This window comes from Nonomuraea glycinis, assembly GCF_035920485.1.
Classification (GTDB): domain Bacteria; phylum Actinomycetota; class Actinomycetes; order Streptosporangiales; family Streptosporangiaceae; genus Nonomuraea; species Nonomuraea glycinis.
In genome coordinates this window covers 1,354,160-1,368,610 of the sequence record NZ_CP109166.1, presented here as the reverse complement: position 1 = coordinate 1,368,610, position 14,451 = coordinate 1,354,160, and the positions used below count along the sequence as shown (strand labels likewise).

Here is a 14,451-nt window from a genome sequence, read left to right as displayed (position 1 = left end):
TTTGGTGACTGTCTGTTCGCGATCGGTCACTCGGAGGCGTGTGTGCACGACGGACCCCACGGCGAGGCCCGGTTGGCCCTCGTCGAAGCCGGTCCCGAGGACGCCTGGCGAGTCGGCCCGCGCGTGCCCCGCTGGGTGCGCGTCTACAAGATCCAGGCCCTGGTGGCCGACCTGCTCTGCGCGAGCGCGGGCTCGGCCGCCGCCTTCGTGTGCAGATTCGGCGAGATCACCGCCTACGCCACGCCTTACCTCCTGGCGAGCACGGTGCTGCCGCTGGTGTGGATCTGCGCGGTCGCGCTCAACCGGGCCTACGAGCCGCGGCTGATCGGCGTCGGCTCGGAGGAGTTCCGCCGGATCGTCCAGTGCGGCGTCGCGCTGACCGCCGCGCTCGCCATCGGCTCCTACGTGACCAAGACCGACATCGCCCGCGGCTACGTGGTGCTCGCCCTGCCGCTGGTCACGCTCCTCACCCTGGTGCTCAGGCACTGCCTGCGCCGCTCGCTGCACCGGCGCCGGGCCCGCGGCGAGTGCATGCGCAGGGTCGTGGCGGTCGGCCACGCCGCCTCGGTGGACGAGCTCGTCAGGCTCTTCCGCAGGGAGCGCCATCACGGCATGGAGGTCGTGGCGGCCTGCCTTCCCGACGAGGCCTGCCACGACAGCGTGGCCGAGGTGCCCGTCGTCGGCCACTTCAGCGACGTGCCCCTCGTCGTCGACCAGGTCCGGGCCGACACCGTGGCCGTGCTCGCCTGCCCGGAGATGGACGGCCTGGCGCTGCGCCGGCTGGCCTGGCGGCTGGAGGCCACCCGGACCGAGCTGGTGGTGGCCCCGGCGTTGATGGACGTCGCCGGGCCGCGCACCACCATCCGGCCCGCCGCCGGGCTGCCGCTGCTGCATGTCGAGCACCCCGAGCTGACCGGCGCCCGGCAGCTCGTCAAGAACGTCTTCGACCGGCTGGTGGCGCTCTCCCTGCTGGTGCTCCTGTCCCCGCTGCTGACCGGGCTGGCCATCGCGGTCCGCGTGACCAGCCCGGGGCCGGCGCTGTTCAGGCAGACCAGGGTCGGCAGGGACGGCAAGCTTTTCACCATTGTGAAATTCCGCACCATGCGGCGCGGCGCCGAGCGCCAGAAGATCACCCTCGTCAGCGACGGCGACGGGCCGCTGTTCAAGATCCGCAATGACCCGCGGGTGACGCCGCTCGGCGCGTTCATGCGCCGTCACTCACTCGACGAGCTGCCTCAGCTCATCAACGTGACGCTCGGCCATATGTCGCTGGTCGGGCCGCGCCCGCCGCTGCCGGAAGAGGTCGCCCGCTACGGCGACGACGTCCGCAGGAGGCTCCTCGTCCGGCCCGGCCTGACCGGCCTGTGGCAGGTCAACGGCAGGTCGGATCTGTCGTGGGAGGAATCCGTAAGACTGGACCTGCGTTACGTGGAGAACTGGACCCTCATGCTGGACCTGCAGATCCTGTGGAAGACTTGGTCGGCCGTCGCCCGCGGGCAAGGAGCTTATTGATGACGATTCGTGATGACCACGCCCTGGCCGCCGACCTGGCCACCGAGGCGGGGGAGCACCTGTTGCAGGTCCGCCGGCGTGAGGGTTTCGACGACCCCGCCGTGCTGCGATCCGCCGGTGACCGGGCCGCGCACCTCCTGCTGATGGAGTCGCTCGCCAGGCTCAGGCCTTCCGACAGCGTGCTGTCGGAGGAGGCCACCCGCGAGGAGCGGATGGATCCGCGCCGGCAGAGCGCGGATCGGGTGTGGATCGTCGACCCGCTCGACGGCACCCGTGAGTTCGCCGAGGAGGGCAGGTCCGACTGGGCCGTCCACGTGGCGCTGTGGGAGCGGGGAGTGCTCACCGCCGGCGCCGTGGCGCTGCCGGCGCAGGGGCGCACGCTGACCACCGCCGAGCCGCCCAAGCTGCCCGCCTACGACGGGGGCAGGTTCCGCATCGCGGTGAGCCGCACCAGGCCGCCGGAGTTCGTGCAGAAGCTCGCCTACCTGGTCGGCGCCGATCTGGTGCCGATCGGCTCGGCGGGCGCGAAGATCTCCGCGGTGCTCACCGGCGAGGTCGAGGCATACGTGCACGCCGGCGGTCAGTACGAGTGGGATTCGGCCGCGCCGGTCGCCGTGGCCCTCGCCGCGGGCGCCCATGCCAGCCGGATCGACGGCTCGAAGCTGACCTACAACCAAGTCGACCCCTCACTACCAGATATTCTGGTTTCCCTACCGGACTTGGCGTCTAATCTGCTCGCCGGGATCCGGGACCTGCATCGATAACCGCCGGAGGAGAGCCCTCATGCTCCAGCGCGACTACACCACGTCGCAGCTCGACGTCCTCGAAGCCGAGGCCATTCACATCATGCGCGAGGTGGCGGCCGAGTTCGAGCGTCCCTGTCTGCTCTTCTCCGGTGGTAAAGACTCCATCGTCATGCTCCGCATCGCGGAGAAGGCGTTCTGGCCCGCCGCCATCCCGTTCCCGCTCATGCACGTCGACACCGGGCACAACTTCGACGAGGTCATCGAGTTCCGCGACCGCCGCAGCGCCGAGCTCGGCGCCCGTCTGATCGTGGCCAGCGTGCAGAGCTCCATCGACGCGGGCCGCGTGGTGGAGCAGACCGGCCGCCGGGCCTCACGCAACCGCCTGCAGACGACCACGCTGCTCGACGCCATCGAGGAGCACGAGTTCGACGCGGTGTTCGGCGGCGCCAGGCGCGACGAGGAGAAGGCCAGGGCCAAGGAGCGGGTGTTCTCCTTCCGCGACGACTTCGGCCAGTGGGACCCGAAGAACCAGCGCCCAGAGCTGTGGAATCTCTACAACGCGCGGATCAGCAAGGGCGAGCACATCCGGGTGTTCCCGCTGTCCAACTGGACCGAGCTGGACATCTGGGACTACATCCGGCGGGAGGGCATCGAGATCCCCGCCATCTACTTCGCCCACACCCGCAAGGTCTTCGAGCGGGACGGCATGCTGCTGCCCGACGCCGACATCGTGCAGCGGGGCGACGACGAGCCGCTGTTCGAGTCCGTGGTGCGCTATCGCACGGTGGGCGACATGACCTGCACCGGCGCCGTGCAGTCCGGCGCGGCGACGGTCGAGGAGATCATCGAGGAGATCGCGGCGACCCGGATCACCGAGCGCGGGGCCACCAGGGCCGACGACCGCGCCTCGGAGGCCGCCATGGAGGATCGCAAGCGGGAAGGTTACTTCTAAACCGATGGACATTCTGCGTTTCGCCACGGCGGGAAGCGTCGACGACGGCAAGTCCACCCTCATCGGGCGGCTCCTGTTCGACTCCAAGGCGATCTTCGAAGACCAGCTCGAGGCGGTCGAGCGCACCTCGCGCGACCGCGGCACCGAATACACCGACCTGTCGCTGCTCACCGACGGCCTGCGGGCCGAGCGGGAGCAGGGCATCACCATCGACGTCGCCTACCGCTACTTCGCGACGCCGCGCCGCAAGTTCATCATCGCGGACACCCCCGGGCACATCCAGTACACCCGCAACATGGTGACCGGCGCCTCCACCGCCGACCTGGCGATCATTCTCATCGACGCGCGCAAGGGCGTGCTGGAGCAGTCGCGCCGGCACGCCTTCCTCACCTCTCTCCTGCGCGTCCCCCACCTGGTGCTGGCCGTCAACAAGATGGACCTGGTGGACTACTCCGAGGAGCGCTTCGACGAGATCCGCGAGGAGTTCACCGCCTTCGCGTCCAAGCTGAACGTGTCCGACCTCACGTTCATCCCCATCTCCGCGCTCAACGGCGACAACGTCGTGTCCCGCTCCGAGAACACCCCCTGGTACCAAGGCACCTCGCTGCTCCACCACCTGGAGAACGTGCACATCGCCTCCGACCGCAACCTGGTCGACGTGCGCTTCCCCGTCCAATACGTCATCCGCCCCAACCGGGCCACCGACCACGCCTTCCACGACTACCGGGGCTATGCCGGCCAGGTCGCGGGCGGGGTGCTCAAGCCGGGCGACGAGGTGGTGCACCTGCCGTCCGGCCTGACGACCAGGATCGCCTCCATCGACACCTTCGACGGGCCGGTGGAGGAGGCGTTCCCGCCCATGTCGGTGACGCTCCGCTTCGAGGACGACCTCGACATCTCCCGGGGCGACATGATCGCCCGGCCCAACAACCAGCCGCAGGTGGTCCAGGACCTGGAGGCGATGGTCTGCTGGATGGCGGACGGCGTGAAGCTCACGCCCCGCTCCAAGCTGACCATCAAGCACACCACCCGCACGGCTCGGGCTCTCGTCCGCGACCTGCAGTACCGCCTGGACGTCAACACCCTGCACCGGGACGAGGAGGCGACGTCGCTGGGTCTCAACGAGATCGGCCGCGTCACGCTCCGGATCACGCAGCCGCTGTTCGTGGACGACTACGGCCGCAACCGGATGACCGGCGGTTTCATCCTGGTGGACGAGTCCACCAACGGGACCGTGGGCGCCGGCATGATCCTGGAGGTCCGCTGACCTTCCGGTCCTGAGTCTTGCGGTCCTGAGTCTTGCGGTTCTGAGTGAAGAACCTGTTCGGACCGCGGGCCGAGTCCGAGGTGTCAGGTCCGGCCGATGCGCTCGCTGAGCCGTCGGCCGGGCCTTTTCGTTGCACGGGAGCTCTTTCCGGTCCTGTGGCGTTGAAGGTAGATCTCTTGGCGATTCGGCGACACTTTGATTACTCTCCGCGCTAGCATCTCCACGTTCCGTGTTCGCGACGTGAGGGTTCACCCTTGTGACCGATCGTTCGACCGCTCCCCGTGTGATCTTCCTGGGCGGCCTCGGCCGTAGCGGCACCACTCTGCTCGAACGGCTCCTCGGCCAGTTGCCCGAGGTGGCGCCCCTCGGTGAAGTGGTGCACCTGTGGGAGCGCGGCGTCCTGGCCGACGAGCCGTGCGGCTGCGGCCGGCCGTTCACCGCGTGCCCGTTCTGGCGTGACGTCGGCGAGCGCGCCTTCGGCGGCTGGACGTCCATGCTGGCCGAGCGCGTCCTGGCATTGCGCCACCGGGTCGACCGCACGCGCCGGCTGGCGCGCATCGCCCACGAGGACCTGCCTGAGTACGTACGCGCCTACCGCCGGATCTACCAGGCGGCGGCCGAGGCGGCGCAGGCCCGGACGGTGGTCGACTCCAGCAAGCACGCCTCGCTCGCCTACTGCCTGCTGGAGGCGGGGGTGGACGTCCACGTCGTGCAGGTGGTCCGCGAGCCCCGAGCCGTCGCCCACTCCTGGTGCAGGACCGTGGCCCGGCCCGAGGACGGCAAGCCGATGACCCGCTGGGGCCCCGCCCGCACCGCCGTGCACTGGACGGCCCAGAACCTCGCCCTGGAGTTGCTGGCCGTCCGGGGAGCCCCCGTCACCCGCGTCCGCTACGAGGACCTGCTGGCCACACCGCACGAGACACTGACGAACCTGGCTCAGGACCTCGGCTTCACCTCCCCGCGCCTGCCGTTCCTGCACGGCACGACCGCCTACCTGACCACGGCGCACACCGCTTCGGGCAACCCGATGCGCTTCACCGCCGGGGCCGTCGAGCTGGCCAGGGACGACTCCTGGCTGCGCGGCCTGCCCCGCCACCACCGCAGCCTGGTGGCGGCCCTCACCTGGCCGCTCAGAGCCCGGTACGGCTACGGAAGGGACACCGCGTGAGCCGTACGGCCGCCTCGGTAGGGGTGGTGATCCCCACCCGCGGCGACCGCCCCGCCCAGCTACGCGCGGCCGTCGAGGCGGCACTCACCCAGGACTGCACAGGCCAGGTAAGCGTGGTGGTCGTCGTCGACGGCGGCCACCTCCACACCGTCGCCGATGATCTCCACCCTGTCGTCGGCGGTGGCGTCCGCCGATCTGCGGAGGGCGCCCGGTCCGGCATGGACGGCGGCGGCCCGCACTCCGCCGGCGACGATGGCGTCCGCCGACCCGTAGGCGGTGGAGGCGCCCCCAGACCCGCCGTGCGGGTGTTGCCCAACCGGTTCACTCCGGGGTTGCCGGGGGCGCGCAATACCGGTATCGCCGCTTGTGACACCGACCTGATCGCCTTCTGCGACGACGACGATCTGTGGCTGCCGGGCAAGCTCGCCGCGCAGACGCGCCTGCTCGCCGACGGCGGCGCCGAGTTCGCGAGCTGCGGCATCGAGATCGAGTACGGCGGGCGACGGGTGCCGAGGCCGGCCGGGACCGACCGGGTCACCGCCGCTGACCTGGTGCGCTCCCGCATGGTGATGGTGCACTCCTCGACATTCCTGTTCAGGCGCGGCACCCTCTGGGTGGACGAGAGCGCCCCCCGAGGCCAGAACGAGGACTGGGATCTCGCGCTCCGCGCCGCCAAGCGCCACCCGATCGCCAACGCCGACGAGCCGCTCGTACGGGTTCGGTGGGGCGCGTCCCACTATGTCGCCCGATGGGCGGACCGTATCGCCGGGCTTGAGTGGATGCTCGCCCGGCACCCCGAACTGGCCGTGGATCCGCGCGGCGCGGCACGGATCTACGGTCAGCTGGCCTTCGGCCACGCCGCCCTGGGAAACCGCCGCGGCGCGGCACGCTGGGCCGTCCGCACCCTCGCCGCCCGGTTCGGCGAACCACGCGCCCCCATCGCCCTGGCCGTGGCCGCGGGCCTGATCCCCGCCGCCACGGTCCTGGCCCTGCTGCACCATCGCGGGCGGGGCATTTGATGGCCCGGACCCGCGCGAACGCGTCCACCGGCCGGGCGGCGCGGGTGGTGGTCGGCGGGGTCGGGTTCGATCCGCTGACCGAGGACGAGGTGGCCGAGCGGGTCGAGGCCGAGCTGTCCGCCGGCCGAGGCGGGCACATCGTCACCCCGAACGTGGACATCTGCCAGGCCGTCGCCGGGGACGCGGCGCTGCGGGAACTGGTGGACGGGGCCGAGGTGGTGGTGGCCGACGGGATGCCGCTGGTGTGGGCGTCACGGCTGCTGGGGACGCCGGTGCCCGAGCGGGTCACGGGGGCGGATCTGATCTGGTCGCTGAGCGATCGGGCCGCTCGCCGCGGGTGGCCCGTCTATCTGCTCGGCGGCCCGCCCGGGGTCGCCGCGGCGGCGGCCGCCGAGCTGGCGGGCCGCCATCCACGGCTGCGGGTCTGCGGGGTGGACGCGCCCCCGTACGGGTTCGACGCGACCGCGCGGGGCAGGCAGCAGGCGCGGCGGAAGGTCGTACGGGCGCGGCCGAGGCTGGTGTTTGTGGGGCTCGGCTTCCCCCGGCAGGATCTGCTCATCGGCGAGCTGCGCCGCGAGCTGCCCGGCACCTGGTTCGTGGGGTGCGGGGCGGCGATCGGGTTCGCCGCCGGCACGGTGTCACGGGCGCCTCGGTGGATGCGCGGGGCGGGGCTCGAATGGCTGTTCCGGCTGGCCTGCGAGCCCGGCCGGCTGGCCCGGCGCTATCTGGTGGACGACGTGCCGTTCGCGCTGCGCCTGCTGCTCACCTCGGTGGCCACCCGCATGCGTCGTCGGTCAGCGCCCTGATCCTGTCGATCTCGTCCTGGGTGAGGCCCCTGGCGCCTGCCCGCAGGGCCGCCCGCGAGTCCATCGGGCGGTAGGCGGTGCGAGACAGTCCTGACCAGGCGAATCCCTGGTCCCGGCTGCCGGGGGCGGTGCACGCCTTCATGACGCGCTCCTCGGCGGCGGGGGTCCACGCCAGGCCGGCGTAGTCGTACAGGCGCTTGAAGCCCGTCCGGGGGTCGGCGGCGAGGTCGTCGTAGGAGGTGACCAGGATGCCGGGGGTGCGTGCGAGGATCTCTCGCGTCACCTGCCACAGTGCCGCCGCCTTCGCGATCCGGTCCTGCGAGCCGACCAGGACGCGCAGCCGCAGCACCTGGGGATGGTCGCGGACGAGCAGCGGCTGTTCGAGCAGCTCGTGGAAGTAGACGGTCCAGCCGAGGCGCTGCCAGCTCGCCACGAACGACACCGGGTCCCGGACGAGGGCGATCACCTTGCACCCCAGCCGCTCGGCGAACCAGCCCGCCGACAGCACCGCGAACGGGTCGTCCAGCAGCGCCCGCCGCCCCGCGAGGCGGCCCAGCGTGAAGGCCCCGCCGTAGCGGATCATGCGCGCCAGGTCGTACGGGGAGCGGTTGGCCCGCAGCTCGGCCGCCCAGCGGTAGCGCAGCGCGACGGTGTCGCGGAAGGCGGGCAGCCAGGTGGGCGCGTTGTCGTCGCAGATGTACTGGAAGCGGTGGCGTACCTGGGCGCGCAGGATGCCGGGGCAGCGGCCGGGCGGATGCTGCGGGTTGAGCGGCTCGTTGACGTAGACGAGCTCGCCGCCGGCGGCCAGCATCTTGCCCGCCCAGCTCGTGCCGCTTCTCGGCAGCCCGGTGACCAGCACCGGAGGGCGGGCGCTCATGCCGTGGCCCAGGCGCGCGGGGGCAGCGCCGGAGGGCGGGCGGCGCTCATGCCGTGGCCCAGGCGCGTGGACGCAGCGCCGAGCGGCTGTGCCGGCCGAAGGGGCGCAGGCCGTAGCGGTGGTGGAGCTGCCAGAGCGGTAGCGCGTTCCTGACCAGCACGCCGGCGGACCAGCCGAGCGCCGCGCCCAGCGCGCCGTGCGCCGGGATCAGCGCCAGGTCCAGCAGGACCGTGCAGGCACCGGCCGCGACGAGGTTGCGCAGGCTGGCCGTGGTGTGGCCGGCGGCGGTCAGCACGACGTCGACCATGCCGGACGCCGTGGCCGCCATCATCGTGGCCGCCAGGACCAGCGCCACGGGCGTCGCCGCGCCGTAGCCGTCGCCGAAGAGCCGCAGCAGCCAGGGGGCGGCCAAGGCGTAGGCCAGCCAGACGGGCCAGGTCAGCAGCACCAGCCACATGGTGGTCGCTTGGTACAGCTCCCTGGCCGCGGCCAGGTCGCCGTCGGCGAGCGCTCTGACCAGGCGCGGTTGTACGGCCTGCGCCAGGCCCTGGTTGGCGAGCTGGCCCACGATCTTGAAGCGGGTCGCGGCGGTGTAGACGGCCGCCTGCGCCGGGCCGGCGAGCAGGGCGACGATCACGATGTCGAACCGCTGGAACACGGCCTGGACCGCGGCCGCCACCGACCTCGGGGCCGTGTGCCGCCACAGGTCCCGTCCGGTGCCGGGCAGGTAGGGCGTGCGGGGCGCGCGACCGCGCAGAGCGAGCGCCGCCAGCACCAGCACGGGCAGGTACGGCAGCGCCCACGCGACAGGCAGCGCCCAGGCAGGCAGCGCCCAGTCGGCAGGCGTCTGCTGTACGGCGGAAGCAGGCGGACCGGGGAGCCCGGTCGGCGCTGTGGCACCGGGGAGCCAGGGCGATGTATCGGTCGGCGCTGCGGTACCGAGGAGCCAGGGTGACGTGCCTGCCAGTGCCACGCCGGCCACCAGGGCGAGCTGGCCGATCGGGAGCAGCACCCCGCCGAGCAGCACCGTGGGTCGCAGGGCGCCGAAGCCCCGGCCGGCGGCGAGCAGGACGTCCGCCACGGCCATGACCGGCAGGGCCAGGGCCACCGGGCCTAACCAGGGGTACAGCAGCACGCCGGCGAGCGTCGCAACCCCGGTGACGGGCACCAGCGCCGCCCGGATATATCCCGATATGCCGCGATATGCGAAGGCATCGGCTCTGGCGATGAAGTACACCAGCCCGTTGCCCGCGTCCAGCTTGACGATCCCGGCCGCCATCAGCATCAACGCGGTGACCGTGAAGAACGCCCCCGCCTGCTCGACGGAGAACGCCCTGGTGACGACCACGACGAGCCCGAACTGAGCCAGCGCGGCCACCCCCGCCCCCATCACCCCGGCAAGCCCACCCCGCACCACCCGCCCCAACGCCACCCGCCCCGCACTCCCGCCCGGAGCCGCCTGCGCCACGACCTCTCCTGAGGCCACCCGCCTCGCGACCTCGCCGTAAGCCGCCTGTTCTGGCGGCGGTGGGTCGGTGTGGGGGTCCGGTTGGGGTGGGGTCAGGCTCGCCATGAGGGGTCACCGCCCAGCCAGCTCACCAGTCGGGTGTCGTACGGCTCGAAGTGGTCGCGCAGGCTCTGCCGGAGAGAGTCCGGCAGGGGCCTGGGCAGGGGCCGCCCGTTGTGCCGTTCGAACTCGGGGTGGCCCAGCCGGGGCACTCCGAGGAAGTCCAGCACCCGGTCGTAGACCTGCTCGGGCTCGGCGAAGAAGCGGTGGCTGTCGAGGACCAGGATCCGCTCCCGCCCGAACAGCGGCTCCAGCCGGTCGAGCTGCTCGGCGTAACGGCCGCGGGCCAGATAGCCGTGGTGCCGGTGGGAGTGGTGGGCGGAGTGCGGCCCCGCCCGCAGGCTCTCCTCGGCCCCCGCGAGCCGCCCGGCCTCCAGCTCCAGCGCGTGCTCGAAGTGGGACTCGGTCTCGAAGCCTCTGGCCAGCTCGTGGGCGTGCGCGGAGTAGGCCCGCTCGACCGGGTCGCGCACCAGCACGATCAGCTTCACCCCCGGCAGGTCGGCGGCGATCCGCTCCCCGGCCAGCGGATGGAACAGGTAGTAGGGCGATGACTCGAACGCCTGCGGCCCGGCGCCGTAACGCCGGGCGAGCAGCGCCGTGCTCACCCGGAGCGGGAAGTGCGCCCGATACCAGGCGGGCCCACGCCAGTAGGCGGCGTCGAAGTAGTGGACCCCTTTGTGCAGCACCGGCTTGAGCAGCAGGGGGTGCTCCGCCAGCGCCCGGTAGAGCGAGGTGGTGCCGCACCGCTGGGCCCCGGCGATCAGGAACGACGGCAGGATCCGCGCCCTGGAGGTGATCTTCCCGGTGGTCCGCGACACGGACAGCACCGATCGCTTCATGACCTTCATGTCAGCGGCTCCTGGTGGTCGACGACCGGGTTGAGCCAGTGGTCCGGCGGGCCGAGGGGTTCGTGGCCGTCGGCGGCGTGCCGGTCGGCCAGCGCGATGAGGTAGTGCAGCGCGGTCTGCCTGGCCTGCGCGGCCGACAGCCCGAACGGCGCCAGCGTCCGCAGCGCCTGGGCGAGGCAGGCGCGCGCGGCGGTCGGCGGGTCCATGCGGCGCAGCGCCCGCTGGAAGAAGTGGTGCACCGCGTCGAACCCGTAGGGGACGCCGGTCGCGTAGCGCTCCCAGTCCCACACGAGCAGCCGCCCGTCGGCGGACGGCGAGATGTTCCACGGGGCCAGGTCGCCGTGCCAGGCCGCGCCGTCGGGGCCGCCCGTGGCCGCGATCTCCTTGACGGCCCTGACCAGCAGCGGGCCGGGCACCCGGCGGCGGCGGACGGGCAGCGGGGACAGGGCGAGCAGGCTGAGGCCGCGCCAGCTCCCGTGGTGCAGCACGGTGGGCGTGACGACGGTCTTGAGCGGGAGGCCGGCCAGCTCGCGCAGCGCGGCGGCCTCGTTGTCGACCAGCGCGCGGGCCCGGTCGGTGTCGCCCACCTTCACGAAGGCCAGGCGGGCGCCGTCGCTGTGGACCTCCAGGATGGGCTTGCGGTTGGCCCGGCGCGCCGGGCGCACGTGCAGGACGATCTCCACCGGTGCGCCGAAGACCTCCCCGAGGTGGGCCGAGATCGACCCGTCCATGGGCAGCAGGACGCGCGGCCCGGCCAGCCGGTGCCACCAGCGGCGCGGCGCCAGCCGGCGAGGCAGCCGGGCGTGCGGGAGCAGCGTGTGGGCGCGCGGATCATCCTGGCCGGGATAAAGGAGCCGGAGCGTGTCGCCGAGGTAGCTGAGCCTGATGTCGGTGTCGGTCATGCGGGATTTCTCCACAGGAGCGCGAAGGAGATGAAGTAGAGGCTGAGCGGCGTGACCAGGCCGTCATAGATGAACATGTAGAGCAGCACCAGGCTCATCACCAGCACTCCGGCGAGCCCGATCGGGGTCCTGTCGGTCCAGTGGCGGCGGATCGCGCCGGCGAAGAAGGCCACGTAGAGCGCCGCGCCCGCGAAGCCCTGCGTGATGAGCATCAGCCAGAGCTGGCCGTCGCCGCCCAGCGGGGGATGGCCGCAGCCGGGGCACCAGTCGGTCTTGCCGGTGGTGATCGTGCGGTGGTTGCCCGTGGCGTTGCGGGTGTTGCCGAAGCCGATGACGGGCGAGTGGGTCGCGGCCTCGATCGTGGCCGACACGGTGAAGGCCCGGATGTCGTTGGAGTGCGGGCTGTCCAGCCGCTGGACGACGAGGGGGGCGAGCGGGCTGAGCGCGAACACCAGCGCCCCTGTCGCCGCCGCGACGCAGAGGGTGACCCTGGTCCTGCCGCCCACCCGGACGATCAGGTAGCAGACGGCGAGCCCGAGGCCGATCCACAGGCCCCGGTTGAGCGAGTAGACGATCGGGACGGCCGCCAGGGCGATCAGCACCACGGCCAGCGCCTTGCGGCGGCGGGTGCCGTACACCCACCAGCCGACCACGAACCAGACGAGCAGCACCGACACGTTGCTGCCCCACGCGTTGGCCCATTCGAACGGCGCCTCCGGCCGGGGCGAGGCGTAGCCGAGCACCTTCTGGGTCTGCGCGGCGGTGGGGTGGATCAGGTTCTGGACGAAGGAGTTGTCGGCCAGCCAGCCCGGCAGGACCAGCTCCACCGGTGAGGTGAAGGAGAAGCCGGGAGCCAGCACGCCGAGCAGCCCGCCGGCCACGGTGGTGATGAACAGCACGCCGAGCATCCGCAGGAGCCGGAGCTGCGGCAACTCGCGCTCGGTGAGGTTGCCCAGGTAAAGAACCATGATCATGAGCGACAGGTAGAGCGTCAGGCGCATGGCGTAGCCGAGGAAACGGCCCGGGCCCAGCTCGCCGTAGGTGCCGGGCGGCATCTCCGCCAGCATCAGCCCGCTCACCAGATGGCCGGCGATCAGCAGCAGCCACAGCCCGAACCCGCGCGGCACCCGGATCGGCCTGCGCCGCCACAGGATGATCCCCATGGGCACGGCCAGCACGACGACCGACAGCCCGCCGAAGCCGAGCGCCCACCAGACGGGATAACCGAGCAGCAGCGCGGCGATGGGCCACGCGGGTCCTGTCACGCCCGCTTGCCCGGCGGCTGATGGAGCGCGTGCATGGGCGAGGTGTCGGCGCCCGCGGCGCGCTCGGGCTCGCCACCGGCGACCAGCTTGCCCAGCGGCGTGTGCTGGGGAGAGGGCGGCGCGGGCGTCAGGTCCGTGGTGGTCACCGCGCCGATGATCGGCACGTTGTGCCGGCTGAGATGCCGTACGGTGGCCGCGACCTGGACGGAGGTCGCCTGGCCCAGGCCGATCAGCAGCAGGGCCGCGTCCGCCCTGGCCAGGTCGCTCACGTCCGCGCCGCTCAGCACCGACAGCGGCGCGCTGGTGGCCAGCGGGGCGGCCACCCGGGAGGAGCCGAGCTCGGCCGGGACGGCCCTGACCAGCAGCCGCTTGCCCGGGCAGGCGGCGAGCACGGCGGAGGTCAGGTCGTGCAGCGCGGCGGGGTCGCGCGGGTAGGACAGATCGGCCAGGGCGGGCAGTCCGGTGAGCCGCTCGACGTCGGCGGTGCTGCGCAGCCGGGTGTCGAGGCGGTCGCGCAGCACCGCCCCGGCGGCCCCCAGCAGCAGGCCCGCCATGAGCCCGGAGCCGAGGCACAGCGGCAGGCCGGGGGACCTGGGCAGCGACGGCATGACGGCCGGGCTGATGACCGATCCGGGCGTCACCGCCAGGGTCCGCAGCGCGTCGTACTTCAGTGTGAGGCTGCTCGCCTGCCGGGTGAGCACCCCCTGCCGGTAGGTGGCGAGCGTGTGCGCGGCGGTGCCCCTGGTCAGCCCGCCGAGCTGTTTGATCGCCGCGCCGAGCGAGGTGTTGACCTGCCGGAGCTTGGCCAGCAGGAGCTTCTGCTGGGCGAGGATGGCGGCCTGCGCGCTCTCGGTGCGGTGGGCGAGGTAGGCCTCGGCGTAGGCCCGCGAGCCGGCGGCGGCGGTGGCCGGGTCGGCGGCGCTGTAGGAGATCGACAGGACGGAGGAGTTGGGCGGGACCGACACCTCGGCGGGCTCCAGGGCGGTGGCGTTCACCGCCTGGGCGGCCTTGGCCGCGACGACGGAGGACATGGCGATCTGCGCCTCGGTGTCGAGGTTGAGGGGTTCGCGCTGCCGGGTGGTCACCTGGTTGACCTGCTCGGAGACGCCCACGGGGGTGACGAGGAGCTGGGTGGTCGCGGTGTAGGAAGGGGGGACGATCCGCAGCAGGGCGAGCCCTGTCGTGCCGCCGGCCAGGACGCAGCCGAGCAGGAGCAGCCAGCGCCTGCGGAGCAGCGAGAGGTGCTCTCCCAGGTCGGTGCCGGAGCGGTGGGCCGGGCGGTCCGGCGGCAGGCTCATGGAGGCGGGTCTCCCTGCGTTTGCTGCGCATTGTCGCCATTCGGCGACTCTGCGTAACGTGTCGAGGTGTGCGCCCACTATAGGCGGGCCAGATATTACCCAGCCAGATTACCCAAGATTTTCTCCTGTACGACCCGGGAATCGTACCCATATAAAGCGATAAATCGCTGTTTGTCGGTGAGTCGTGCACCTCATCTGGCCTGCGCTGACCGCTACTCCGGCTG

General features: G+C 72.1%; 13 protein-coding genes. 7 read left to right on the top strand and 6 right to left on the bottom strand.

The window, feature by feature from the left end; genetic code table 11:
* Positions 1 to 72: 72 nt before the first annotated feature.
* The 7 genes from OHA68_RS06290 (at position 73) to OHA68_RS06260 (ending at position 7,470) form a co-directional block, all read left to right on the top strand.
* Complete coding sequence (locus OHA68_RS06290; RefSeq protein WP_407674485.1) at positions 73 to 1,512, top strand: sugar transferase; 1,440 nt, start codon at positions 73 to 75, stop codon at positions 1,510 to 1,512.
* A complete protein-coding gene (locus OHA68_RS06285; protein WP_189141964.1) occupies positions 1,512 to 2,276 on the top strand; it encodes a 3'(2'),5'-bisphosphate nucleotidase CysQ in 765 nt (254 codons plus the stop codon). The genes OHA68_RS06290 and OHA68_RS06285 overlap by 1 nt, the downstream gene beginning before the upstream one ends.
* A 19-nt stretch (positions 2,277 to 2,295) precedes the next feature.
* Complete coding sequence (cysD, locus tag OHA68_RS06280) at positions 2,296 to 3,210, top strand: sulfate adenylyltransferase subunit CysD (protein WP_189141963.1); 915 nt, start codon at positions 2,296 to 2,298, stop codon at positions 3,208 to 3,210.
* Positions 3,211 to 3,214: 4 nt separating this feature from the next.
* Positions 3,215 to 4,477, top strand: a complete 1,263-nt coding sequence (gene cysN, locus OHA68_RS06275; RefSeq protein WP_189141962.1) for a sulfate adenylyltransferase subunit CysN — start codon at positions 3,215 to 3,217, stop codon at positions 4,475 to 4,477.
* 256 nt (positions 4,478 to 4,733) lie between these two features.
* Positions 4,734 to 5,645, top strand: a complete 912-nt coding sequence (locus OHA68_RS06270) for a sulfotransferase (RefSeq protein ID WP_327106736.1) — start codon at positions 4,734 to 4,736, stop codon at positions 5,643 to 5,645.
* Positions 5,642 to 6,664, top strand: coding sequence for a glycosyltransferase family 2 protein (locus tag OHA68_RS06265; RefSeq protein WP_327106735.1), 1,023 nt, complete (start codon positions 5,642 to 5,644; stop codon positions 6,662 to 6,664). The genes OHA68_RS06270 and OHA68_RS06265 overlap by 4 nt, the downstream gene beginning before the upstream one ends.
* A complete protein-coding gene (locus OHA68_RS06260; protein WP_327106734.1) occupies positions 6,664 to 7,470 on the top strand; it encodes a WecB/TagA/CpsF family glycosyltransferase in 807 nt (268 codons plus the stop codon). Before OHA68_RS06265 ends, OHA68_RS06260 begins: the two co-directional genes overlap by 1 nt.
* Here OHA68_RS06260 and OHA68_RS06255 read toward each other — a convergent pair.
* The 6 genes from OHA68_RS06255 to OHA68_RS06230 are packed head-to-tail and all read right to left on the bottom strand — an operon-like array spanning position 7,427 to position 14,227.
* Positions 7,427 to 8,347: a sulfotransferase gene (locus OHA68_RS06255; RefSeq protein WP_327106733.1), complete on the bottom strand. Its 921-nt coding sequence runs from the start codon at positions 8,345 to 8,347 to the stop codon at positions 7,427 to 7,429. The genes OHA68_RS06260 and OHA68_RS06255 overlap by 44 nt on opposite strands.
* A 46-nt stretch (positions 8,348 to 8,393) precedes the next feature.
* Positions 8,394 to 9,920 carry a lipopolysaccharide biosynthesis protein gene (locus tag OHA68_RS06250; protein WP_327106732.1) on the bottom strand — a complete coding sequence of 509 codons (1,527 nt, stop codon included), beginning with the start codon at positions 9,918 to 9,920 and terminating at the stop codon, positions 8,394 to 8,396.
* Positions 9,908 to 10,762, bottom strand: a complete 855-nt coding sequence (locus OHA68_RS06245) for a sulfotransferase domain-containing protein (protein WP_327106731.1) — start codon at positions 10,760 to 10,762, stop codon at positions 9,908 to 9,910. Before OHA68_RS06245 ends, OHA68_RS06250 begins: the two co-directional genes overlap by 13 nt.
* On the bottom strand, positions 10,759 to 11,664 hold the full coding sequence (locus tag OHA68_RS06240) for a hypothetical protein (RefSeq protein ID WP_327106730.1): 906 nt from the start codon (positions 11,662 to 11,664) through the stop codon (positions 10,759 to 10,761). Before OHA68_RS06240 ends, OHA68_RS06245 begins: the two co-directional genes overlap by 4 nt.
* Positions 11,661 to 12,929, bottom strand: coding sequence for a hypothetical protein (locus OHA68_RS06235; protein WP_327106729.1), 1,269 nt, complete (start codon positions 12,927 to 12,929; stop codon positions 11,661 to 11,663). Before OHA68_RS06235 ends, OHA68_RS06240 begins: the two co-directional genes overlap by 4 nt.
* Positions 12,926 to 14,227, bottom strand: coding sequence for a Wzz/FepE/Etk N-terminal domain-containing protein (locus tag OHA68_RS06230; protein WP_327106728.1), 1,302 nt, complete (start codon positions 14,225 to 14,227; stop codon positions 12,926 to 12,928). Before OHA68_RS06230 ends, OHA68_RS06235 begins: the two co-directional genes overlap by 4 nt.
* Between the last annotated feature and the right edge of the window lie 224 nt (positions 14,228 to 14,451).

Coding starts and splice junctions, on each gene's coding strand:
- OHA68_RS06285 (WP_189141964.1), top strand. CDS start 1,512: ATGACGATTCGTGATGACCACGCCCTGGCCGCCGACCTGGCCACCGAG.
- cysD (WP_189141963.1), top strand. CDS start 2,296: ATGCTCCAGCGCGACTACACCACGTCGCAGCTCGACGTCCTCGAAGCC.
- cysN (WP_189141962.1), top strand. CDS start 3,215: ATGGACATTCTGCGTTTCGCCACGGCGGGAAGCGTCGACGACGGCAAG.
- OHA68_RS06260 (WP_327106734.1), top strand. CDS start 6,664: ATGGCCCGGACCCGCGCGAACGCGTCCACCGGCCGGGCGGCGCGGGTG.
- OHA68_RS06255 (WP_327106733.1), bottom strand. CDS start 8,347: ATGAGCGCCCGCCCTCCGGTGCTGGTCACCGGGCTGCCGAGAAGCGGC.
- OHA68_RS06250 (WP_327106732.1), bottom strand. CDS start 9,920: ATGGCGAGCCTGACCCCACCCCAACCGGACCCCCACACCGACCCACCG.
- OHA68_RS06245 (WP_327106731.1), bottom strand. CDS start 10,762: ATGAAGGTCATGAAGCGATCGGTGCTGTCCGTGTCGCGGACCACCGGG.
- OHA68_RS06240 (WP_327106730.1), bottom strand. CDS start 11,664: ATGACCGACACCGACATCAGGCTCAGCTACCTCGGCGACACGCTCCGG.
- OHA68_RS06230 (WP_327106728.1), bottom strand. CDS start 14,227: ATGAGCCTGCCGCCGGACCGCCCGGCCCACCGCTCCGGCACCGACCTG.